Annotated in this window: 16 protein-coding genes; 10 read left to right on the top strand and 6 right to left on the bottom strand. The window is 72.6% G+C overall.

Annotated features, from left to right (window positions below; all coding sequences use genetic code 11):
• The first annotated feature begins 31 nt into the window (after positions 1–31).
• From lgt to AC1VWI_RS13875, 4 genes are all read left to right on the top strand, one after another.
• Positions 32–1051, top strand: coding sequence for a prolipoprotein diacylglyceryl transferase (gene lgt, locus AC1VWI_RS13890; protein WP_499511304.1), 1020 nt, complete (start codon positions 32–34; stop codon positions 1049–1051).
• Between the two features lie 193 nt (positions 1052–1244).
• Positions 1245–1976 (top strand): VIT1/CCC1 transporter family protein, encoded by a 732-nt coding sequence (locus AC1VWI_RS13885; protein WP_499511303.1) that lies wholly within the window; start codon positions 1245–1247, stop codon positions 1974–1976.
• A gap of 274 nt (positions 1977–2250) precedes the next feature.
• Positions 2251–6840 (top strand): glutamate synthase large subunit, encoded by a 4590-nt coding sequence (gene gltB / locus AC1VWI_RS13880; protein WP_499516798.1) that lies wholly within the window; start codon positions 2251–2253, stop codon positions 6838–6840.
• The gene (locus AC1VWI_RS13875) at positions 6833–8293 is read left to right on the top strand and encodes a glutamate synthase subunit beta (protein WP_499511302.1); all 1461 of its coding nucleotides are present in this window, start codon (positions 6833–6835) and stop codon (positions 8291–8293) included. Before gltB ends, AC1VWI_RS13875 begins: the two co-directional genes overlap by 8 nt.
• Positions 8294–8355: 62 nt before the next feature.
• Here AC1VWI_RS13875 and AC1VWI_RS13870 read toward each other — a convergent pair whose 3' ends face one another.
• Genes AC1VWI_RS13870 through AC1VWI_RS13860 form a run of 3 tightly spaced genes read right to left on the bottom strand, consistent with a single transcriptional unit; the run spans position 8356 to position 11565 of the window.
• Complete coding sequence (locus AC1VWI_RS13870) at positions 8356–9066, bottom strand: calcium-binding protein (protein WP_499511301.1); 711 nt, start codon at positions 9064–9066, stop codon at positions 8356–8358.
• Positions 9063–10265, bottom strand: coding sequence for a non-hydrolyzing UDP-N-acetylglucosamine 2-epimerase (wecB, locus tag AC1VWI_RS13865; protein ID WP_499511300.1), 1203 nt, complete (start codon positions 10263–10265; stop codon positions 9063–9065). Before wecB ends, AC1VWI_RS13870 begins: the two co-directional genes overlap by 4 nt.
• 55 nt (positions 10266–10320) lie before the next feature.
• Positions 10321–11565, bottom strand: a complete 1245-nt coding sequence (locus AC1VWI_RS13860) for a glycosyltransferase family 2 protein (RefSeq protein WP_499511299.1) — start codon at positions 11563–11565, stop codon at positions 10321–10323.
• Between the two features lie 527 nt (positions 11566–12092).
• Here AC1VWI_RS13860 and AC1VWI_RS13855 point away from each other — a divergent pair.
• The 4 genes from AC1VWI_RS13855 to AC1VWI_RS13840 are packed head-to-tail and all read left to right on the top strand — an operon-like array spanning position 12093 to position 17897.
• Positions 12093–13961 (top strand): DUF2334 domain-containing protein, encoded by a 1869-nt coding sequence (locus AC1VWI_RS13855; RefSeq protein WP_499511298.1) that lies wholly within the window; start codon positions 12093–12095, stop codon positions 13959–13961.
• Positions 13958–15022 carry a glycoside hydrolase family 113 gene (locus AC1VWI_RS13850; RefSeq protein WP_499511297.1) on the top strand — a complete coding sequence of 355 codons (1065 nt, stop codon included), beginning with the start codon at positions 13958–13960 and terminating at the stop codon, positions 15020–15022. The genes AC1VWI_RS13855 and AC1VWI_RS13850 overlap by 4 nt, the downstream gene beginning before the upstream one ends.
• A gap of 38 nt (positions 15023–15060) precedes the next feature.
• Positions 15061–16890: an alkyl/aryl-sulfatase gene (locus AC1VWI_RS13845; protein WP_499511296.1), complete on the top strand. Its 1830-nt coding sequence runs from the start codon at positions 15061–15063 to the stop codon at positions 16888–16890.
• 26 nt (positions 16891–16916) lie between these two features.
• Positions 16917–17897 (top strand): alpha/beta fold hydrolase, encoded by a 981-nt coding sequence (locus tag AC1VWI_RS13840; RefSeq protein WP_499516797.1) that lies wholly within the window; start codon positions 16917–16919, stop codon positions 17895–17897.
• Here the strand turns inward: AC1VWI_RS13840 and AC1VWI_RS13835 are convergent, their stop codons facing one another.
• The 3 genes from AC1VWI_RS13835 to AC1VWI_RS13825 all read right to left on the bottom strand — a co-directional run bounded on the left by AC1VWI_RS13835 (position 17898) and on the right by AC1VWI_RS13825 (position 20374).
• Positions 17898–18800, bottom strand: a complete 903-nt coding sequence (locus AC1VWI_RS13835; RefSeq protein WP_499511295.1) for a hypothetical protein — start codon at positions 18798–18800, stop codon at positions 17898–17900. It lies immediately after the preceding gene.
• A 33-nt stretch (positions 18801–18833) separates the two neighbouring features.
• Positions 18834–19856, bottom strand: a complete 1023-nt coding sequence (locus AC1VWI_RS13830; protein WP_499511294.1) for a class I SAM-dependent methyltransferase — start codon at positions 19854–19856, stop codon at positions 18834–18836.
• Positions 19857–19975: 119 nt separating this feature from the next.
• Positions 19976–20374: a VOC family protein gene (locus AC1VWI_RS13825; protein ID WP_499511293.1), complete on the bottom strand. Its 399-nt coding sequence runs from the start codon at positions 20372–20374 to the stop codon at positions 19976–19978.
• Between the two features lie 199 nt (positions 20375–20573).
• On the opposite strand from AC1VWI_RS13825, the gene AC1VWI_RS13820 reads away from it, so the two are divergent.
• Positions 20574–20831, top strand: a complete 258-nt coding sequence (locus AC1VWI_RS13820) for a hypothetical protein (protein WP_499511292.1) — start codon at positions 20574–20576, stop codon at positions 20829–20831.
• 7 nt (positions 20832–20838) lie between these two features.
• The gene (locus AC1VWI_RS13815) at positions 20839–21438 is read left to right on the top strand and encodes a sortase domain-containing protein (protein ID WP_499511291.1); all 600 of its coding nucleotides are present in this window, start codon (positions 20839–20841) and stop codon (positions 21436–21438) included.
• Positions 21439–21622: the final 184 nt, after the last annotated feature.

The raw sequence follows: 21622 nt of genomic DNA, 5'->3' as shown, positions 1-21622 counted from the left end.
ACCCGCCCGGCACGGTAGCGTCGGCAGTGCCATGGAACTCATCGCCTTCATTCCCAGCCCGTCGCGCGGGGTCATCCACCTCGGCCCCATCCCTCTGCGCGGCTATGCCTTCTGCATCATCATCGGTGTCTTCGTGGCCGTGTGGCTCGGCGGCAGGCGATGGGTCGCCCGCGGCGGACTGAAGACCACGGTCGCCGACATCGCCGTCTGGGCGGTGCCCTTCGGCCTGGTCGGCGGCCGCCTCTACCACGTGATCACCAGTTACGAGCTCTACTTCGGTGAGGGCAAGGACTGGGTCAACGCGTTCAAGATCTGGGAGGGCGGTCTCGGCATCTGGGGCGCCATCGCCCTGGGTGCCCTCGGCGCCTGGATCGGCTGCCGGCGCCGCGGCATCTCGCTGCCCGCGTACGCCGACGCCGTGGCCCCGGGCATCGCCTTCGCCCAGGCCATCGGCCGCTGGGGCAACTGGTTCAACCAGGAGCTGTACGGGCGTGCCACCGATCTGCCCTGGGCCCTGAAGATCGACAGTGCCCACCGGCCGGCGGACAGCCTGGACGTCGCGACGTACCACCCGACCTTCCTCTACGAGTCGCTGTGGTGCGTGGGCGTGGCCCTGCTGGTCATCTGGGCCGACCGGCGCTTCCGGCTCGGCCACGGCCGCGCCTTCGCGCTCTACGTCGCGGCGTACACCGTCGGGCGCTTCTGGATCGAGTACCTGCGCGTCGACGACGCCCACCACGTCCTCGGCCTGCGTCTCAACGACTGGACGTCGATCCTGGTCTTCGTCGCCGCCGTGGTCTACATCGTGGTCTCGGCGCGGCTGCGGCCGGGCCGTGAGGAGGTCGTCGAGCCGGCGGCCGTCGCCGCGGAGGGGACGGACCCCGAGGCGAAGGCCAAGGACGCCGGGGACGCCAAGGGCGAGCAGGCGACCGGCGCGGACGCGGACGCCGAGAAGACCGAAGCCGACGGGGCGGAGCCCGGCCCGGACCGGGACGAGGAGGACGGCGCCGTCCCCGTCGACGCCGAGGCCAAGCCCGCCAAGAACCTCTGACGCGTACGTCGCGCAGCCCGCGGCCGCCGTTCACCACCCCGGTGACGGCGGCCGCGGCGTTTCACCTCCGGGCGCGTTTTCGCAGGTAAGGCAGGCTTTCCTTGCTGGAAACGCAGGGAATTCGAGCGTACGGTCGAGGCGTTCGAGGGAGGGACGCGGGGATCGCCGCCCCGGGGGAAGGAGCACATCGACCATGCCGTCAGCCGTGGAGGACGAGCGGGTCGCGCCGTACCACGTGGCGCACCACACCCACCGGGACGTCAGCGGTGGCTGGCTGCGTCCGGCCGTGTTCGGGGCGATGGACGGCCTGGTGTCGAACCTCGCGCTCATGACCGGCGTCGCCGGCGGCAACGTCGCCCCCTCGACCATCGTGATCACCGGTTTGGCGGGACTCGCGGCGGGCGCTTTCTCGATGGCGGCGGGCGAGTACACCTCCGTCGCCTCCCAGCGGGAGCTGGTCCAGGCGGAGCTGGACGTCGAGCGGCTGGAACTGCGCCGCAACCCCAAGGACGAGCTGCGCGAACTGGCCGCGCTGTACGTCGCCCGGGGCGTCGAGCCGGAGCTGGCCGAAGAGGTGGCACGGCAGATGTCCAGGGATCCGGAGCAGGCCCTGGAGATCCACGCCCGCGAGGAGCTGGGCGTCGACCCGACCGACCTGCCGTCGCCGCTGGTGGCGGCCGGTTCCTCGTTCCTGTCCTTCGGCGTCGGGGCCCTGCTGCCCGTGCTCCCGTACCTGATCGGCGCAACGGTGGTCTGGCCCGCGGTGATCGTCGCGCTGGTCGGTCTCTTCCTCTGCGGGGCGGCTGTGGCCCGTGTGACGGCGCGCAGCTGGTGGTTCAGCGGACTTCGGCAGCTCGTCTTGGGCGGAGCCGCCGCCGGGGTTACCTTCGTTCTGGGAGCGCTGTTCGGCACCGCCGTCGGCTGAGCCGGGTGACGGCCACAAGCCACTTGTTACCCGCTCGTTTCAGCGTGACCAACACAGGGCATCAGTCTGTGGCGCCGTGGGCAGTGTCGCCTGCGTCTCACGTGAGCGATGCTGGCCCATACTGCCTGCTCGTAGCGCTGCTTAGTCCACATGATGGAACTGGCTATCCACTTTTCGGCCATCCGGCCATCATGTAACCTGCACGAAATCGCAGAGGGCCAACGTCGTCCCTAGTGCGCATGTCATATGCCAGATGACGACGACGGGAGAGCCGATGCGTTCCGCGTCCACGCACCCCCAGACCGCCGGCTCCGGTTCCGGCCGGTGGTCCCACATGGACGGGCGTCCCGCCCCCCAGGGGATGTACGACCCCCGCAACGAGCACGACGCCTGCGGCGTCGGCTTCGTGGCCACCCTCACCGGCGAGGCGGACCACGCGCTCGTGGAGCAGGCACTGACCGTGCTGCGCAACCTGGAGCACCGCGGGGCCACCGGCTCCGATCCGGACTCCGGCGACGGCGCGGGCATCCTGATGCAGGTCCCGGACGCGTTCCTGAGGGCGGTCGCCGGCTTCGAGCTGCCCGCCGCCGGCCGGTACGCGGTCGGCACGGCCTTCCTGCCCGTCGAGGACGAGGACCGCCGCAAGGCCGTCGAGTCGATCGAGCGGCTGGCCGCCGAGGAGGGCCTGACCGTCCTCGGCTGGCGCGAGGTGCCGATCGGCCCCGACGTCCTCGGCGCCACGGCGCGCTCGACGATGCCGTACTTCTCCCAGCTCTTCGTCTCGGACGCCGAGGGCGCGCGGTCCGGGATCGACCTCGACCGCCCGGCCTTCGTGCTGCGCAAGCGTGCCGAGCGGGAGGCGGACGTCTACTTCCCGTCGCTGTCGGCCCGGACGCTCGTCTACAAGGGCATGCTGACCACCGGCCAGCTGGAGCCCTTCTTCCCGGACCTGTCCGACGGGCGCACCGCCACCGCGATCGCCCTGGTGCACTCCCGCTTCTCCACCAACACCTTCCCCAGCTGGCCGCTGGCGCACCCGTACCGCTTCGTCGCCCACAACGGTGAGATCAACACCGTCAAGGGCAACCGCAACTGGATGCGCGCCCGCGAGTCGCAGCTCGCCTCCGGCCACTTCGGCGGCGACCTGGACCGGATCTTCCCGGTCTGCACCCCGGACGCCTCGGACACGGCGACCTTCGACGAGGTGCTGGAGCTGCTCCACCTCGGCGGCCGCTCGCTGCCCCACAGCGTGCTGATGATGATCCCCGAGGCGTGGGAGAACCACGACTCGATGGACCCGGCCCGGCGCGCCTTCTACCAGTACCACTCCACCCTGATCGAGCCCTGGGACGGTCCGGCCTGCGTCACCTTCACCGACGGTTCCGTCGTCGGCGCCGTCCTGGACCGCAACGGCCTGCGTCCGGGGCGCTACTGGGTCACCGACGACGGCCTGGTCGTGCTCGCCTCCGAGTCCGGCGTGCTGGACGACATCTCCCCGGACAAGGTGGTCCGCAAGGGCCGGCTGCAGCCCGGGAAGATGTTCCTGGTCGACACGGCCCGGCACCGGATCATCGAGGACGACGAGATCAAGGCCCAGCTCGCCGCCGAGCACCCCTACGCGGAGTGGCTGGAAGCCGGCCTGATCCACCTCAACGACCTGCCCGAGCGCGAGCACATCGTGCACACCCACGCCTCGGTCACCCGCCGCCAGCAGACCTTCGGGTACACCGAGGAGGAGCTGCGGATCATCCTGGCGCCGATGGCGAAGACCGGCGGTGAGCCGCTGGGCTCCATGGGCACCGACTCGCCGATCGCGGCGCTGTCCGAGCGGCCCCGGCTGCTCTTCGACTACTTCACCCAGCTGTTCGCGCAGGTCACCAACCCCCCGCTGGACGCCATCCGGGAGGAGCTGGTCACCTCGCTGATCAGCGCCGTCGGCCCGTCCGGCAACCTGCTGGAGCCGTCGCCGGCGTCCTGTCGCAACATCACCCTGCCCTTCCCGGTGATCGACAACGACGAGCTGGCCAAGCTCATCCACATCAACGCCGACGGCGACCTGCCGGGCCTGAAGGCCGCGACGCTGTCGGGCCTGTACCGGGTCTCCGGCGGCGGGGAGGCGCTGGCCGCGCGGCTGACCGAGATCTGCGCCGAGGCCGACGCCGCCATAGAGGACGGCGCCCGGCTGATCGTGCTCTCCGACCGGCACTCGGACGCCGAGCACGCGCCGATCCCGTCGCTGCTGCTCACCTCCGCCGTGCACCACCACCTCATCCGCACCAAGCAGCGCACCCAGGTGGGCCTGCTGGTCGAGGCCGGCGACGTCCGCGAGGTGCACCACGTCGCGCTGCTCATCGGCTACGGTGCCGCGGCGGTCAACCCGTACCTGGCGATGGAGTCGGTCGAGGACCTGCTGCGCGCGGGCACCTTCCTCCAGGGCCTGGAGCCCGAGGCGGCCATCAGGAACCTGATCAAGGCGCTGGGCAAGGGCGTGCTGAAGGTGATGTCCAAGATGGGCATCTCCACCGTCGCCTCCTACCGCGGCGCGCAGGTCTTCGAGGCCATCGGCCTGGACACCGACTTCGTCGACACCTACTTCCACGGCACCACGACCAAGCTCGGCGGCGCCGGCATCGACGTGGTCGCCAAGGAGGTCGCGGCCAGGCACGCCAAGGCCTACCCCGCCTCCGGCATCGCCCCGGCGCACCGCCGGCTGGAGATCGGCGGCGAGTACCAGTGGCGCCGCGAGGGCGAGCCGCACCTGTTCGACCCGGAGACGGTCTTCCGGCTGCAGCACGCCACCCGCTCGCGCCGCTACGACATCTTCAAGCAGTACACGGACCGGGTGAACGAGCAGTCCGAGCGCCTGATGACGCTCCGCGGCCTGTTCGCGTTCAAGGACGGCGAGCGCGCCCCGATCCCCGTCGACGAGGTCGAGCCGGTCTCCGAGATCGTCAAGCGCTTCTCCACCGGCGCCATGTCGTACGGCTCCATCTCGCGCGAGGCGCACGAGACGCTGGCCATCGCCATGAACCAGCTGGGCGGCAAGTCCAACACCGGCGAGGGTGGCGAGGACCCGGACCGCCTGTACGACCCGGCGCGCCGTTCCGCGATCAAGCAGGTCGCCTCCGGCCGCTTCGGCGTCACCTCGGAGTACCTGGTCAACGCGGACGACATCCAGATCAAGATGGCCCAGGGCGCCAAGCCCGGTGAGGGCGGCCAGCTGCCCGGCCACAAGGTCTACCCCTGGATCGGCAGGACCCGGCACAGCACCCCCGGTGTCGGCCTGATCTCGCCGCCGCCGCACCACGACATCTACTCCATCGAGGACCTGGCGCAGCTGATCCACGACCTCAAGAACGCCAACCCGCAGGCCCGCATCCACGTGAAGCTGGTCTCCGAGGTCGGCGTCGGCACGGTCGCGGCGGGCGTCTCCAAGGCCCACGCCGATGTCGTGCTGATCTCAGGCCACGACGGCGGCACCGGCGCCTCCCCGCTGACCTCGCTGAAGCACGCGGGTGGCCCCTGGGAGCTGGGGCTGGCCGAGACGCAGCAGACGCTGCTGCTCAACGGCCTGCGCGACCGCATCGTGGTGCAGACCGACGGCCAGCTGAAGACCGGCCGCGACGTCGTGATCGCCGCCCTGCTGGGCGCCGAGGAGTTCGGCTTCGCGACCGCCCCGCTGGTGGTCTCCGGCTGCGTGATGATGCGGGTGTGCCACCTGGACACCTGTCCGGTCGGCATCGCCACCCAGAACCCGGTGCTGCGCGACCGCTTCACCGGCAAGGCCGAGTACGTGGTGAACTTCTTCGAGTTCATCGCGCAGGAGGTCCGCGAGCTCCTGGCCGAACTGGGCTTCCGCTCGATCGAGGAGGCCGTCGGCCACGCCGAGCTGATCGACACCACCGCGGCCGTCACCCACTGGAAGGCGCAGGGCATGGACCTCGCCCCGCTCTTCCACGTGCCCGAGCTGCCCGAGGGCGCGGCCCTGCACCGCACCACCGACCAGGACCACGGCCTGGGCAAGGCGCTCGACAACGAGCTCATCGCGCTCGCCAAGGACGCCCTCGACAACGGCGACCCGGTCCGCGCCCAGGTCGCGATCCGCAACGTCAACCGCACGGTCGGCACCATGCTCGGCCACGAGGTGACCAAGAAGTACGGCGGCGCAGGCCTGCCCGACGACACCGTCGACATCACCCTGACCGGCTCCGCGGGCCAGTCCTTCGGCGCCTTCCTCCCCAAGGGCATCACGCTCCGCCTGGAGGGCGACGCCAACGACTACGTCGGCAAGGGCCTGTCCGGCGGCCGGGTGATCGTCCGTCCCGACCGCGGGGCCGACCACCTGGCCGAGTACTCGACCATCGCCGGCAACACCATCGCGTACGGCGCCACCGGCGGTGAGCTCTTCCTGCGCGGCACCACCGGCGAGCGCTTCTGCGTCCGCAACTCCGGTGCCACCGTCGTGTCCGAGGGCGTGGGCGACCACGGCTGCGAGTACATGACCGGTGGCCGGGCGCTGGTGCTCGGCCCGACCGGGCGCAACTTCGCGGCGGGCATGTCCGGCGGCATCGCGTACGTCCTCGACCTCGACCCGGACAACGTCAACACCGGCATGGTGAACGTCGAGGAGCTGGACGCCGACGACATCAAGTGGCTGCACGACGTGGTGCGCCGCCACCAGGAGGAGACGGGCTCCACCGTCGCCGAGAAGCTCCTCGCCGACTGGGGTCACACCCTCACCCGCTTCGGCAAGGTCATGCCGCGGGACTACAAGGCAGTGCTCGCCGCCAAGAACGCCGCCGAGCAAGCCGGGCTCTCCGAGTCCGAGACCGTCGCGAAGATGATGGAGGCGGCAAATGGCTGACCCGAAGGGCTTCCTCACCACGCCCCGCGAGACCGCTCCGACCCGTCCGGTCGAGGAGCGCAAGCAGGACTGGAACGAGGTCTACGTTCCCGGCGGCCTGCTGCCGATCATCACCAAGCAGGCCGGACGCTGCATGGACTGCGGCATCCCCTTCTGCCACAACGGCTGTCCGCTGGGGAACCTGATCCCCGAGTGGAACGACTACGCCTACCGTGAGGACTGGAAGGCCGCCAGCGAGCGCCTGCACGCGACCAACAACTTCCCGGAGTTCACCGGTCGCCTCTGCCCGGCCCCCTGCGAGTCCGCCTGTGTGCTCGGCATCAACCAGCCGGCGGTGACCATCAAGAACGTCGAGGTCACCATCATCGACAAGGCCTGGGACAGCGGGGACGTCACCCCGCAGCCCCCGGACCGGCTCTCCGGCAAGACCGTCGCCGTCATCGGCTCCGGCCCGGCGGGCCTGGCCGCCGCCCAGCAGCTGACCCGGGCCGGCCACACCGTCGCGGTGTACGAGCGGGCCGACCGCATCGGCGGTCTGCTGCGGTACGGCATCCCCGAGTTCAAGATGGAGAAGCGGCACATCAACCGCCGCATCGAGCAGATGCGCGCGGAGGGCACCAAGTTCCGCACCGGTGTCGAGGTCGGCCGCGACATGCCGGGCAGCGCACTGCGCAAGCGGTACGACGCCGTGGTGATCGCCGCGGGCGCCACCCAGTGGCGCGACCTGCCCGCCGAGGGCCGCGAACTCGGCGGCATCTACCAGGCGATGGAGTACCTGCCGCTGGCCAACAAGGTGCAGGAGGGCGACTTCGTCGCCCCGCCGATCACCGCCGAGGGCAAGCACGTGGTCGTCATCGGCGGTGGCGACACCGGCGCCGACTGCGTCGGCACCGCGCACCGCCAGGGCGCCCGCTCGGTCACCCAGCTGGAGATCATGCCCCGGCCGTCGGAGGACCGCCCGGCGCACCAGCCCTGGCCGACCATGCCGATGACGTACAAGGTCACCTCCGCCCACGAGGAGGGCGGCGAGCGGGTCTACGCCGTCAACACCATGAGGTTCGAGGGCGACGAGGACGGCAACGTCAAGGCGCTGCACCTGGTCGAGGTCGAGTTCCAGGACGGGAGGTTCGTCCCGCAGCCCGGCACCGAGAAGGTGATCCCGGCCGAACTGGTCACCCTCGCCATGGGCTTCACCGGCACCGACCAGCGCAACGGCCTGGTCGAGCAGCTCGGCCTGGAGCTCGACGCCCGCGGCAACATCGCCCGCGACAAGGACTTCACCACCAACGTGGACGGTGTCTTCGTCGCCGGTGACGCGGGCCGCGGCCAGTCGTTGATCGTGTGGGCCATCGCCGAGGGCCGTTCCGCGGCCCGCGCGGTGGACCACTACCTCACCGGCGCGAGCATCCTGCCGGCCCCGATCCGTCCGACGGATCGCCCGCTGACGGTCTGACCCTCCGTCACACCTGAGACGTCCCGTACAAGGGCGTACGGAACGGAACGCGGCGCCTGCCCTCACCCGACCGGGGGCAGGCGCCGCACTGCCATGTCGTGGAACTCCACCCGGGCGTCCTCGGTGTAGGCGCCCACGCCGCCCCGGGTGTAGGGGCGTTCGGCGTCCGCGAACGAGGTCAGGAAGCGCCCGTCGACCGTGATCGTGAGCGTGGCGCCGCGCTGCTCCACCTCGATCCGGTACCAGCGCCCGGTGGGGAACGGCGCCGGACCGGTGGCCAGGAAGCGCTGGCCGCCCGGGTACGCCGGGTCGCGCTTGCCCAGCTCCCAGCCGTTCGGCTTGAGGGCCAGGTAGTAGAAGTGCTCCGGGTCGCGGTACGCCCAGACCAGCCAGGGCACTTCCCACGGGTTGGGCCGGGGGGTGCGCAGCTGGCGGAGCGTCCGCGTCCGCGCCCCGAACGCCATGTCCCCGTACTCCTCGGTGGAGACCACCAGGCCCGCGTGCGTGACGTCCGGGCGGTCGGCCACGCCCGGCGAGAGCAGCAGCGACGTGGCGTCCCCGCGGTTGTCGCCGTAGCCGTCGTACACCGACAGCCAGGGCCCGTGCACCGTGCCGTCCGTCCAGCCGGGCCCGGCGCCGCCGCGCCCCTGGCACGCGTACACCACGCCGCCCACCACCAGCAGCAGGGCGAGCACCAGCCCGGCGGACCGCGGGCCCCTCCGCCGCGGGGGGCGGAGGGGCCGGAGCGCGGAGGACCTCAGGGCGGTGGTCATGCCGCGGGGGAGGGCTCCGGGGCACGGGGCGGCGGGACCGCGGAGGAGAGCGTGGTGGGCACGTCCTCGCCGAAGTCCTCGGCGAGCTGGGCGAGCACGCGTTCCGCCGCCCGTCCGTCGCCGAAGGGATTGCCCGCGGTCGCCATGCGGTGGTACTCCGCCGGGTCGTCCAGCAGCCGGCCCGCGGCCGTCAGGATCGCCTCGGGGTCGGTGCCGATCAGCCGGGCCGCGCCGGCCTCCACGGCCTCCGGCCGCTCGGTGGTGGTACGGAGCACCAGCGCGGGCTTGCCGAGGCTCGGCGCCTCCTCCTGGATGCCGCCGGAGTCGGTGAGGACCAGCTCGCAGTCGGCGAGGGTGGCGGCGAAGTCGGGGTAGCCCAGCGGTTCGACGACGTGCACGGCGTGATGGCCGGTCAGTTCGGGCAGCAGGGCCTCGCGCACGGCCGGGCTCTTGTGCAGCGGCAGCAGGATCTCCACGTCCCCGCGCTGGCCGAGCCGGCGCAGCGCGCGGCCCATGGCGCGCATCCGCTCCCCCTGGTTCTCCCGGCGGTGCAGGGTGAGCAGCACCCGGCGGCGGCCGCTGCCCGGGAAGGCACTGCGGCCGACGCCCTCGCCGAGCACCCACAGCAGGTTGTCGATGACCGTGTTGCCGGTGGTGAACACCTGGGTGTCGGGGGTGCCCTCGGCGAGCAGATGGGCGGCGGCCCGCGGGGTGGGGGCGAAGTGCCAGCGGGCGATCCGCCCGATCAGCCGGCGGTTGAGCTCCTCGGGGAACGGGCTGTCGAGGACGCCGGTGCGCAGGCCCGCCTCGACGTGGGCGACGGGGACGCGTTCGTAGAAGGCGGCCAGCGCCCCGGCCAGCGCGGTCGTGGTGTCGCCCTGGACGATCACCAGGTCCGGACGGTCGTTCCTGATGACCTCGCCCAGTCCCTCCACCAGACGGGCCGTCAGCTCCGAGAGCTGCTGGCGCTCGCGCATCACGTCGAGCCCGGCCCTGGCCGGCACCTGGAGCAGCTCCAGCATCTGGTGGAGCATCTCGCGGTGCTGTCCGGTGGTGACCACGATCGGCTCGAACAGCTCCGAGGCCGCCATCGCCCGGGCCACGGGGGCCAGTTTGATCACCTCCGGCCGGGTGCCGAGGACGAGCATCGCGCGGATCGTTCCCATCATTCCGGGCGATTCGGATGGGTGAGCGGACATGGTTCCCCCCTGGGACGGTGGTGCAGGTGATAGGGACGAGAAGGAGTACGGGCCGTCAGGTGCGCGCGGTCTTCAGCCAGGTGCGCTTGCCGGTGAGCATCCGCCACAGGCCCCACCAGCCGGCGGCGAACCAGATGTAGCCGTAGAGGATGAAGGCGTGCGCCACCAGGACGGAGCGCACCAGCCCGAGCGTGCGCTCGCGCTTGGCGTAGACGAAGCCGTAGACGTAGGCCGCGGTGAAGGAGAGCAGGTACGGGCCGAGCAGCCACATCGGCGAGACCAGCGGCCGGCCCTCCTGGAACGAGGCGGCGACGGTGCCGCCGACGGCGACCAGGAAGGACAGCGGCAGCAGCGAGGTGAGCAGGATCAGCACCGGGCTGGACAGGTGGTAGAGCAGGTCCAGGGCCGGGCGGGTGGCGACCTCGCGCAGGATCAGCGGCACCAGGCCGGCGGACTGCAGGTGGCCCTGGAACCACCGCGAGCGCTGGCGCACCAGCCGCCGTACGTCGAGCACGGCCTGCTGGGAGACGGCCGCGGTGGTGCAGTACTGGTTGCGCCAGCCACGCGCGATCAGCCGGACCCCGAGGTCGAGGTCCTCGGTCAGGCTGTCGCTCCAGGGGCCGTCGCCGCCGAGCGTGTCGAGCGCGGACAGCCGCATGAACTGCCCGTTGCCGCCCATGCCGACGCTGCCCAGGAAGCGGCGGGCGCTCTGGAAGACGTCGCCGTAGACGACGAACTCCATGTCCTGCAGCCGGGCCAGCAGCCCCAGGTGCCGGTTGTACATGCGGACGCCGATCTGGACGGCGCCGGTGGCCGGGTCGTCGAAGTACGGGTCGACGGCCTGGATGGTGTGCGGGTCGAGCCGGCCGTCGGCGTCGACGACGCAGATGATGACGTCCTCGGGGGCGCGGTGGCCGAGCAGTCCGGCGGCCCGCAGGTGGCGCACGCCCGCGTTGAGCGCCGCGCCCTTGCCGCGCCGGGCGTCGGGGAGCCGGCGCCGGTAGAGCCGGACCCGCGAGCTGTCGGCGGCCCGGGCGACCTCGGACGTACGGTCGTCGGAGGCGTCGTCGATGACCAGTGCCACGAAGCTGTCGGCGGGCAGTGAGGCGATCCGGGCCAGGCTCTCGGCGAGGACCTTCTCCTCGTTGAGGCAGGCGAGCAGGAAGACGTAGAAGCGCTGCCGTCCCGGCCGGCGCACCCGGCGGATGTGGCGCCGGGAGAGCAGGAACAGCGTGGTGTTGTAGGTCCCGGCCAGCACGATCAGCGCGGTCGCGGCCCACAACGCGAACTGGCCGGTCATGACCGGCCCCCGGCGGGGCGGCCGGCCGCCGCACGGGCCGAGGGGCGGCGGAGCCAGAGTCTCGCCGCCATCAGACCGAATGCGATCAGGCAATACAGCAGGAAGCCCATTCCTGCCGCTATTTGTAAACCCCTGGCGAACGGAATGCCAGGAACAGCCCTCGAAGCCGTGGCCATACCGGCCAGCGGCAGCATTGTGCCCAGTGCGGACCTTCCGTACATGAGTGAGTCCCCCCAATGCGTTCCGGCGCGAAAGGCGGTCCGGAACTCCAGGGCAGGAAGTTAGCAGATACTTTTTGATGATCATCGCCTGATAGGTGGTGCGTGGGGTCGCGCGCGGGGCGTGCGCCCGTATCGCCGCAGCTCCGGGGTGTGCGTTGAAAGGGAGATTCACCCTTCCGGGGGCTTTGGGTTTCCATGCCGGAATGAAAATCGAACGAGAGGCGAATCCGATGATCGTGTTGACAGCGGGCATTGCTGCTCTGAACAATCGGCGACCTGTTCTGAACCGGTGCAATGGGGGGAAACATGCAATCCCGCATCAGGAGGCCCGGGAAGTCCCGGGTCTCCGTCATCGTCATGCTCATCACGGCCCTCTTGGGGTTCGCATTCCTGTCCGCCCCGGCCGGCGGCGCCGCAGGGCGCGGCCCCGCCGGCAAGGGCGACCACCGCCACCGCGGCGAGCTCCTGGGCGGCCGCGCCGGCCTCGGCAAGGTCGACTTCACGGGCTGGGCCACGGCCCAGCGCGCCGCCGACCGGGAGCGGCGCGCCAAGGGCCCGGTCCGCGGGGGCGGCCTGCCGCCACGGGCCGGCCGCGACCTGACCGGCGCACGCGCCCCGCTGGCGGCCGCACCCGCGAGGGCGGCTGCGGCCGCCGCCGGCACCACCGCGCTGGTGCTGTACGACACCGCCGGCCCCTACGGACACCTCGGCGAGCTCTACGCCATGGCCACCGCCAACCTCGCCGGCCACTTCGGGACCGTGACCGCCAAGCCCGTCTCGCAGTACACCGCGGGCATGGTCAACCAGTACACGGCCACCTTCTACATCGGCTCCACCTACTACGGCGGGAGCATCCCCGACGCCGTCCCCGCCGCCTTCTACCAGGACGTGGTCACCACCACGCGCCCGGTGACCTGGTTCGCCGACAACATCTGGTCGCTGGCGAACGCGACCGGGGTCGCGCAGTTCCGGACCAAGTACGGCTGGGACCCCACCGCGTCGTACTTCGAGGCGAACGGCAGCGTCGGCACCGTCACGCAGGTGACGTACAGGAACCAGAACCTCACCCGGAAGATCCCGGCGGGCCAGGACGGCGGCGTGCTGCGCCCCGCCATCTCGTCGGGGCCCGGCTACCCGGCGGTGACGCAGCTGGCCACCGCACGCGACACCAGTACCGGCACAGACTTCCCGTGGGCCGTGCGATCGGGCAACCTCACGTACGTCGGTGAGATCCCCTTCGCCTACGTCTCCGAGAGCGACCGGATCATCGCCTTCGAGGACCTGCTCTTCGACTCCCTCGCCCCCGCCACCGCCGAGCGGCACCGGGCCATGATGCGGCTGGAGGACATCAGCCCCAACTCCGACCCCGCGCAGCTGCGGGCCATCGCCGACTACCTCGCCGCGGAGCAGGTCCCCTACGGCATCAACGTCATCCCCGTCTACACGGATCCCAGCGGTACCTACAACAACGGCCGGCCGCAGACCGTCACCCTGGCGCAGCGTCCCGAACTGGTCACCACCCTGAAGTACATGCTCCAGCATGGTGCCGTGCTGATGAACCACGGCTACACCCACCAGTACGGGAACACCGCCAACCCCTACAACGGCGTCACCGGCGACGACTTCGAGTTCTACCGGGCCCACGTCGACGCCTCCGACAACGTGGTCTACGACGGCCCGGTCGCCGGGGACTCCGCCCTGTGGGCGCAGACCCGGGTCACCCTGGGCCTGGCCCAGTTCGCCCTCGCGGGACTGCCGGTGCCCAGGCTGTGGACCACCCCGCACTACGCGGCCTCCGCCACCGACTACAAGGTCTTCGCCCAGAACTACACCGCGCGCCTGGAGCGTTCGCTGTACTTCTCGGGCACCCTCGGCGGCAGCACGGCCGACCCCAACCGCTTCATCGGGCAGTTCTTCCCGTACGTCGTCAAGGACGTGTACGGCACCACCGTGCTCCCCGAGAACATCGGCAACTACGAGCCCGAGGCCTACAACAACCACCCGGCGCGCCTGCCGGCCGACCTGATCGCCTCGGCCAAGGCGAACCTCGCCGTCCGCGACGGCTTCGCCAGCTTCTTCTACCACCCCTACTACCCGGTCCAGCCGCTCAAGGAGACGGTCGAGGGCATCCGCGCCCTCGGCTACACCTTCGTCAGCCCCGCGACCGCCGCGTGACCCTGCTCCGGAGGACCGCCGCCGCGACCGTCGCGGCGGCGGTCGTCGCCCTCACCGGGGGCTGCACCACCGTCGGCGCCCGGCCCGCGGACCGCCCCGACGACCGGCCGCACGAGCGCCCCGGGGACGCCGCGGGCGACCGTGTCCGCGGCATCGCGCTGCCCTCCTGGGCCGCGGACGACTACGACAGCCCCGCCGCCGGGCGCTACCTGCGCGGCATCGCCGCCACCGGCGCGCGCTGGGTGTCCTTCACCCCCACCTGGTACCAGTCCGGCGTCCACGACACCTCGATGCGCACCACCGAGGAGACCGCGAGCGACGCGAGCCTGCGGAGGATCGTCCGCGCGGCCCATGCCGCCGGCCTGAAGGTGCTGCTCAAACCGCACGTCGACCTGACCGGCGGCGGCGACCGCGCCGGCATCACGCCCACCGACCCCGATGCCTGGTTCACCGCCTACACGCGCTTCATCACCCACTACGCGGAGCTGGCGGGCGGGCTCGGCGTCGAGCAGTTCTCCGTCGGCACCGAACTGGCCGGCACCTCGCGGGACGGCGGGCGCTGGCGGGCGGTGATCCGCGCCGTCCGGGACGCCTACGACGGCCCGCTGGTCTACGCCGCCAACTACGACGAGTACGAGCAGGTCCCCTTCTGGGACGCCCTCGACCTGATCGGGGTCGACGCCTACTGGCCGCTGGCCGAGCGCCCCACCGCCGACGTCGGCCGGCTGCGCGCCGCCTGGCGGCCCGTCATCCGGGAGCTGGCCGGCTACTCCGCCCGGCACCACCGCCGCGTGCTGTTCACCGAGGCCGGCTACGTCAGCCAGCGCGGGACGACCACGGCCCCGTACTCCTGGACCGTCAGCCGGCAACCGGGGGAGGCGGAGCAGGCGGCCGCCTACCAGGCGTTGCTCGCCGCCCTGGACGGGGAGCGCTGGTGGGCCGGGGTGTGCTGGTGGATGTGGGACGACTGGCCGGACAGCGGGGAGACCCCGGCCCGGCTCGCGTACAGCCCGCGCGGCAAACCCGCGGAGGAGGTGCTGCGCCGCTGGTGGCGCACATGAGCGTGACAATTCAGGCGAAACGCTGACATTGTGTCGTCATGACGGCTCTCGCACCCGGCGCAACCGAGGACACGACGGACTTCGCCGACGCCGACCGGGGATTCCTCGGTGCCCTGACCCCCGGCCGCGTCACCGACGGCGACGGCCGGGTGGTCTGGGACGGCGACGCGTACTCCTTCCTGCAGGGCCCGTGCCCCGACACGGCGCACCCCGGCCTGTGGCGGCAGAGCCGGCTCGCCTCCCGGCAGGGGCTGTTCGAGGTCGTCGAGGGGATCTACCAGGTACGCGGCCTGGACCTGTCGAACATGACCCTCGTCGAGGGGGACCGCGGGGTCGTCGTCATCGACCCCCTCCGCTCCGCCGAGTGCGCCGCGGCCGCCCTCGCCCTCTACCGCGAACACCGCGGGGACCGGCCCGTCACCGCCCTCATCTACAGCCACTCGCACGTCGACCACTTCGGCGGCGCCCGCGGTGTCCTGCCGCACGGTCACGACCCGGTGCCCGTCCTGGCCCCGGCCGGCTTCCTGGAGCACGCCGCCGGCGAGAGCGTCGACGCCGGGGTCGCGATGACCCGCCGCGCCGTCTACATGTACGGCTCCGAACTGCCCAAGGGCCCGGCCGGGCAGATCGGCTGCGGCCTCGGCCAGACCGCCTCCACCGGAACCGTCACCCTGATCCCGCCCACCGTCCTGGTCACCCGCACCGGCCAGGACGAGACGATCGACGGCGTCCGGATCATCTTCCAGCTCACCCCGGGGGCCGAGGCGCCCGCCGAGATGAACTTCCACTTCCCCGCCAAGCGGGTGCTGTGCATGGCGGAGAACGCCACCCACACCATGCACAACGTCCTCACCCTGCGCGGCGCGCAGGTCCGCGACGCCCGGCTGTGGGCGCACTACCTCAACGAGGCCCTCGTCCTGTTCGGCAACGCCTCCGACGTCGTCATCGCCTCCCACCACTGGCCGACCTGGAGCCGCGAGGGCATCCACCGGCTGCTGTCGCACCAGCGCGACCTCTACGCCTACCTCCACGACCAGACCCTGCGGCTGATCAACAGGGGCCTCACCGGCAGCGAGATCGCCGAGGAGCTGACCCTGCCCCCGGCCCTGGAACGGATCAACTCCAACCGCGGCTACTACGGCTCCCTCAGCCACAACGTGAAGGCCGTCTACCAGCGCTACATGGGCTGGTTCGACGGCAACCCGGCCCACCTGTGGCAGCACCCCCCGGCCCAGGAGGCACGCCGCTACGTGGACTGCCTCGGCGGCACCGACGCCACCGTCGCCAAGGCCAGGGAGTACGCCGAGGCCGGCGACCTGCGCTTCGCCGTCACCCTGCTGGGCCACGCCGTCTTCGCCGACCCCGGGCACGCCACCGCGGCGGAGGAACTGGCGCTGCTCTACGAACGGCTGGGGCACGGCTGCGAGAACGGCCCCTGGCGCAACTTCTACCTGATGGGCGCCCAGGAACTGCGGCAGGGCGTGACCCGGACCCCCGTCGTCATCGCGAACCCGGAGCTGATGGCCGCCCTGACCGTCGACCAGCTCATCGACTCCCTCGCCATCCGCGTCAACGGCCCCAAGGCCTGGGACGTCCACCTGACCATCGACTGGCGCCTCACCGACGAGCACCGCACCTGGCACCTGACCCTCTCCAACGGCGCCCTCACCTACTTCTCCACCCAGGACGGGCGCCCCGCCGTCCGGCACGCCGACCTGACGCTCACCCTCAGCCGGCCCGAGCTGCACCGGCTCCTCGCGGGCGGCCGCTTCGAGGGCGTCGACCACGAGGGGGACCTGAAGGTGGTCGCGACCCTGGTCGGACTGCTGGACGCCGCCGACCAGGACTTCCCGATCGTCACCCCGTGAGGATCCCCCCACGCGCGCCCGGCACCGTGGTCCACCACCGCACCGTCGAGGCGAACGGGATCCGGCTGCACATCGCCGAGCAGGGCGAGGGCCCGCTCGTGCTGCTGCTGCACGGCTTCCCCGAGTGCTGGTACTCCTGGCGCCACCAGTTCGCGCCGCTGGCCGCCGCCGGCTACCGGGTGGTCGCCCCCGACCAGCGCGGCTACGGCCGCAGCGAGCGGCCCGGCGCCGTCGACGCGTACACCGTCCTCGACCTCGTCGGCGACGTCGTCGGGCTCGTGCACGCCCTCGGCGAGAGCCGGGCCGTCGTCGTCGGCCACGACTGGGGCGCCCCCGTCGCCTGGCACACCGCGCTGCTGCGGCCCGACCTCGTCCGCGCCGTGGCGGGCCTCAGCGTCCCGCCGACCTTGCGCAGCGGCGACACGCCGCCGCTGCGGTCCATGCGCGAGCTGTACGACGGGCGGTTCTACTGGAACTACTTCGAGCGGCCCGGGGTCGCCGACGCCGAGTTCGCCGCCGACCCGCGGACGACCTTCCGTCGTTTCCTGTACGGCGCGTCCGGCGACAACCCCGCCAACGACCCGGTCCCGGTCCAGCCCCTGGTCCCGCCCGGGGGCGGCTTCCTCGACCTCGTCGAGGAGCCCGGGGAACTCCCGGACTGGCTCACCGACGAGGACCTCGACGCCTTCGCCGCCGAGTACGCCGAGGCCGGCTTCACCGGCGGGCTCAACTGGTACCGCAACCTCGATCGCAACTGGCGGCTGACCGCCCCCTGGGCCGGTGCCGCCCTCCAGGTCCCCGCCCTCTACGTCACCGGCGACCGCGACCTCGTCCACGGCTTCCCGGGGATGTCGGAGCTGCTCCCGGTGCTGCGGGAACTCCACCCCACGCTGCGCGAACCGGTGGTGCTGTCCGGCTGCGGCCACTGGACCCAGCAGGAGCGCCCGGCGCAGGTCAACGCCGTGCTGCTGGACTTCCTGCGGGAGGTCGCACCGCCCACCGGCTGATCACGTGTCGCACTCCAGCACGGTGCGGCACAGCCCGCACCGTGCCTTCACCCGGCCGCGCACGGGCACCCGGATCCGCTGGTGGCACGTGGGGCAGGAGAAGGAGACCCGCTGGGGGTCGGCGCCCTCGAAGGCGTAGCCCGCCGCCGGGTACGCCCCGCCGCGGCGCCGGTCGTGGGCGTACCGGCGGCGGCCCGCCCAGCCGCAGCCCACCATCGGCGGATGGCGCAGATCGGCCTCGGCGAGCCGCAGCCCGGTCCGGTAGGCCTCCTGGGCCCTCGGGCTGGTGAGCCACGGCTCGATGTCGTCGCCGAAGGCCTGCGCCCGCTTGGCCAGGACGTAGCCGAACTCCTCCGGGGTGAGGTAGCCCAGCTTGGACGCGGCCGTGGTCAGCCGCTCCCCGAGCAGCGCCGGCTCCTCCCGGTAGGAGTCCAGCAGCAGCCAGCCCGCGCCCAGGTAGGTCGTGGCGGTGTCGGTGAGGATCTCGTTGTCCCGCACCCCGGGGTACTCCAGGCCGAGCCGGTGCAGGTAGACGTGCATGACCTCGTGCGCCAGCACCGCCCCCACGTCGCGCCGGTCGTCCCGGAAGCGCGCGTGCAGCTCCACGAAGTACTCGGGTCCGGCGGCCAGTTCCACGTTGCCCGCGTGCACCATGTCCCGGAAGCTGACCACCATGCGGGCCTCCGGCAGCCGGAAGTGCTGCACGATGGCCCGGGCCACCCGCTGGGCGCCCAGATGGAGGTCCTCCTCCGCGGGGAACGCCACGGCTTCCGGGCGCACGCTCGCGGGGAAGCGGCTCACCGTGTCGTACGACAGCCGCCGGTACAGCGCGGTCAGGGCGGCCCGGACCTTCTCCAGGTGCGGGAAGCCGTGTTCGATCGGGCTGGACGACGGCTCGGTCACGGCGCCTCCCCGGGCGGGTACGACGCTTCGAGCCTACGCGTCGACCCAGGCCGTTGTCGCCGTGCGTTCCGGCCCCGTGCCGCTCGCCGAACCGCCCACCGGCACCCCCAGCGCGGCCAGCCGCTCGGCGGCGGTCGGCGCGGTGCCGCCCTCCGCCTGGTACACGCTGACCAGCAGCCGGCCGCCCGGCTCCACGAGTTCCGCCAGCAGCCTGCGGACCAGGTCGCCCAGCCGGCGCTCGGGCACGCAGTCGACGAGGGTGTGCACGAAGGTGAACCGGCCGCCGTCGGCGGGCCGCCAGTCCAGCGCGTTGCCCACCGCGATCCGCCCGGCCCACTGCGGCAGCCGGCGCCGGGCCAGCGCCACCAGGCGCGGGGCGAAGTCCACACCGTGGGGCTCGACCACCCGGCCCCGCTCCGCCGCCCACCGCCGCACCGACTCCATCAGCAGCCCGTTGGCGCAGCCGACGTCCAGGAACGTGCCGTCCTTGTGGAGCGCCTCGACCACCATCGAGCGCCGCGCCCGCCACTGCTCCGGCTCCCGGCCGAAGCCCGAACCGCCCTCGGGCGTGGTCGCCCGCAGGTAGGCGGGCTCCAGCAGGCGCAGGTTGTCGGCGAAGTACGAGGCCTCGTCCTGCTCCCGGAAGGAGCGCTCCGCGTCCAGCACGGCATGCCGCTCGGGGCCGTGGGGGAGCAGGCCCGCGATCGTGCCGGCGTCGGCCACGACCAGGTCCGCGTCGGCGGCGTGCGGCCGCCGGCCCCGGTACCGGTCGCCGTCCAGCCAGGCGTAGAGCCGCTGTTGCCCCGCGTCCCAGGCGAAGGGGTGCACCCGCTGCCGGTAGTAGCCGGCGCTCTCCAGCGGCACCCGGGCGGCGGTGTCGAGCATCCAGTCCTCGCCGGGCAGCACCTCGCCGGACGGCAGGCGCACCACCCCGTCCGCGCCGCGCACCGCACCCGCCAGGCCGCCCGGCAGGAACGGCACGAAGGTGACCCGGCGCACCGACTCGGGGTCCGGGTCCTCCTCGACCAACGCGTACGCCGTCCGCCGTGCGTCCATGCCGTTCCCCCTCGGCCGAGTGCGTTCGCCCCGGCCCGGCCCGGGCGGGACGTGCTGCCTCCGCACCCGGCGTCGGCACGGGAACACCGTACAAGCGGCCGCCGGCAGCGGGCCGCCGCTCATCCCGTGACGGCCGGCCCCGGCGTCTGCCCGTAGCAGAGGCAGAACGGGTGCCCGGCCGGATCGGCGAAGACCCGGAAGCCGCTGCGCTCGCCGCCACTGTCGTGCAGGAAGGCGGCGCCCAGCGCGAGGACCTCCTGGTGGGCGCGCTCCACGTCGGCGCGGGTGGGGACGTCGAAGTCCAGGTGGAACTGCTGGGGGTGCTCCGGATCGGGCCAGCGCGGCGGCCGGTGGAAGGGCACCTCCTGGAAGGCGATCCGGGTGCCGTCCGGGGCCGTCAGGGTCACCCACGAGGGGTCCGCGGTGTCCAGGGCCCAGCCGAGGATCCCCTGGTAGAAGGCGCCCAGCGCGGCCGGGTCCGGGCAGTCGATCACGGTGCACTGCAAGGTGGCGATCATCCGACGAGCCTGCCCGGCCTCCTCCTGCGGACGCAAGGCCCGCCCCCGGGACCATACTTTCGGCTGATACGGAACAGGTCGGCCGGGGGAGGCCCCGGCACCCCGGGCTGCGTACGGTGGGACCCGTGGCCGGCCGTCCGTCGCCCGGCGGCCGGCCACGGCATCCGTACCGCCGTCGCCCGAAGGACCCCCACGACCGATGTCCGCCGCCTGTGCCGCCTCCGCCGTGACCGCCCCCGCCGTGACCGTCCGCAGCGCCTCCGCCCGGATCGCCGCCGCCGTCGCCTGCCGCGCGGTGCTCGCGTCGGTGCTCGCGGTGTTCGCGGTCCTCGCGGTGTGCGTGGCCAGGGCGGCCGGGGTCCCCGGCACCCTGGGCGGCCCCGGACCGGCGCTGACCGGCGCGTTCCTGCTGGGAGCGGGTGTCTGCGGCGTCCGCTACGCCGTCCGCCCGAGGTGAGGGGGCGATGAGGATGACGCACCGTCGCATCAACGTCCTCGCCCTCGTCCTCCTCGCCGTCGCCGCCGCCGCGACCACCTGGGCGGTCACCCGCGCGGGGCAGGGCGCCGCCGTGGTCCACGGCAGCACGCCCGCCCGCGCCTCCGACCCGGCCGGGCACACCCCGGTGCGCATCGACATCCCCAGCGCCGACGTGCACGCCCGCGTCGTCGACCTCGGGATCACCGACGACGGCACCCTCCAGACCCCCGCGACCGAGCAGGGCCGCTACGCCGGCTGGTACGACCGCAGCGCCGCCCCCGGCGACACCGGCACCTCCGTGATCGTCGGCCACGACGACGGCGGACGCGGCCGCGCGGTCTTCCACGACCTGCACGCCGTGCGCCGCGCCGACACCGTCGTCGTCACCCGCCGTGACGGCAGCCGTGCCCGCTTCACCGTCACACGGATCGAACACGTCCCCCGGCACTCCTTCCCCGCCCAGGACCTGCGCACGGACGGCGGCGTGCCAACGCTGCGGCTCGTCACCTGCGCGGGCGACCGGCACGACGGCCACCGTCCCACCGGGGCGCTGGTCGTGCACGCGACCGCCGTCCGCGCCTCCTGAGCGGCGCTGCGGGCCGGGGACCCCTCCCCACCGCCCCGGTTGCCGCGGCATTTCCGGCGGAGGATCGTGAGGAGCGGGGCTGTCCTCGCGTCGGATGCCGGAGCCGAGCGCCCTCCCCGCCGCGGGCCGCCCGGCATCCCGCCGCCTCGGGCGCCGACCGGCGGACCCCGGGTCATCCCCCGTC

Source organism: Streptomyces sp. TOM-9, from assembly GCF_056858595.1.
The sequence above is the reverse complement of the archived record's forward strand: the minus strand, read 5'-3'. Positions and strand labels throughout refer to the sequence as shown.

What these genes read in the sequence shown, in the direction of transcription:
- lgt (WP_499511304.1), top strand. Translation starts at nt 32, where the DNA reads ATGGAACTCATCGCCTTCATTCCCAGCCCGTCGCGCGGGGTCATCCAC.
- AC1VWI_RS13885 (WP_499511303.1), top strand. Translation starts at nt 1,245, where the DNA reads ATGCCGTCAGCCGTGGAGGACGAGCGGGTCGCGCCGTACCACGTGGCG.
- gltB (WP_499516798.1), top strand. Translation starts at nt 2,251, where the DNA reads ATGCGTTCCGCGTCCACGCACCCCCAGACCGCCGGCTCCGGTTCCGGC.
- AC1VWI_RS13875 (WP_499511302.1), top strand. Translation starts at nt 6,833, where the DNA reads ATGGCTGACCCGAAGGGCTTCCTCACCACGCCCCGCGAGACCGCTCCG.
- AC1VWI_RS13870 (WP_499511301.1), bottom strand. Translation starts at nt 9,066, where the DNA reads ATGACCACCGCCCTGAGGTCCTCCGCGCTCCGGCCCCTCCGCCCCCCG.
- wecB (WP_499511300.1), bottom strand. Translation starts at nt 10,265, where the DNA reads ATGTCCGCTCACCCATCCGAATCGCCCGGAATGATGGGAACGATCCGC.
- AC1VWI_RS13860 (WP_499511299.1), bottom strand. Translation starts at nt 11,565, where the DNA reads ATGACCGGCCAGTTCGCGTTGTGGGCCGCGACCGCGCTGATCGTGCTG.
- AC1VWI_RS13855 (WP_499511298.1), top strand. Translation starts at nt 12,093, where the DNA reads ATGCAATCCCGCATCAGGAGGCCCGGGAAGTCCCGGGTCTCCGTCATC.
- AC1VWI_RS13845 (WP_499511296.1), top strand. Translation starts at nt 15,061, where the DNA reads ATGACGGCTCTCGCACCCGGCGCAACCGAGGACACGACGGACTTCGCC.
- AC1VWI_RS13830 (WP_499511294.1), bottom strand. Translation starts at nt 19,856, where the DNA reads ATGGACGCACGGCGGACGGCGTACGCGTTGGTCGAGGAGGACCCGGAC.
- AC1VWI_RS13825 (WP_499511293.1), bottom strand. Translation starts at nt 20,374, where the DNA reads ATGATCGCCACCTTGCAGTGCACCGTGATCGACTGCCCGGACCCGGCC.
- AC1VWI_RS13820 (WP_499511292.1), top strand. Translation starts at nt 20,574, where the DNA reads ATGTCCGCCGCCTGTGCCGCCTCCGCCGTGACCGCCCCCGCCGTGACC.
- AC1VWI_RS13815 (WP_499511291.1), top strand. Translation starts at nt 20,839, where the DNA reads ATGAGGATGACGCACCGTCGCATCAACGTCCTCGCCCTCGTCCTCCTC.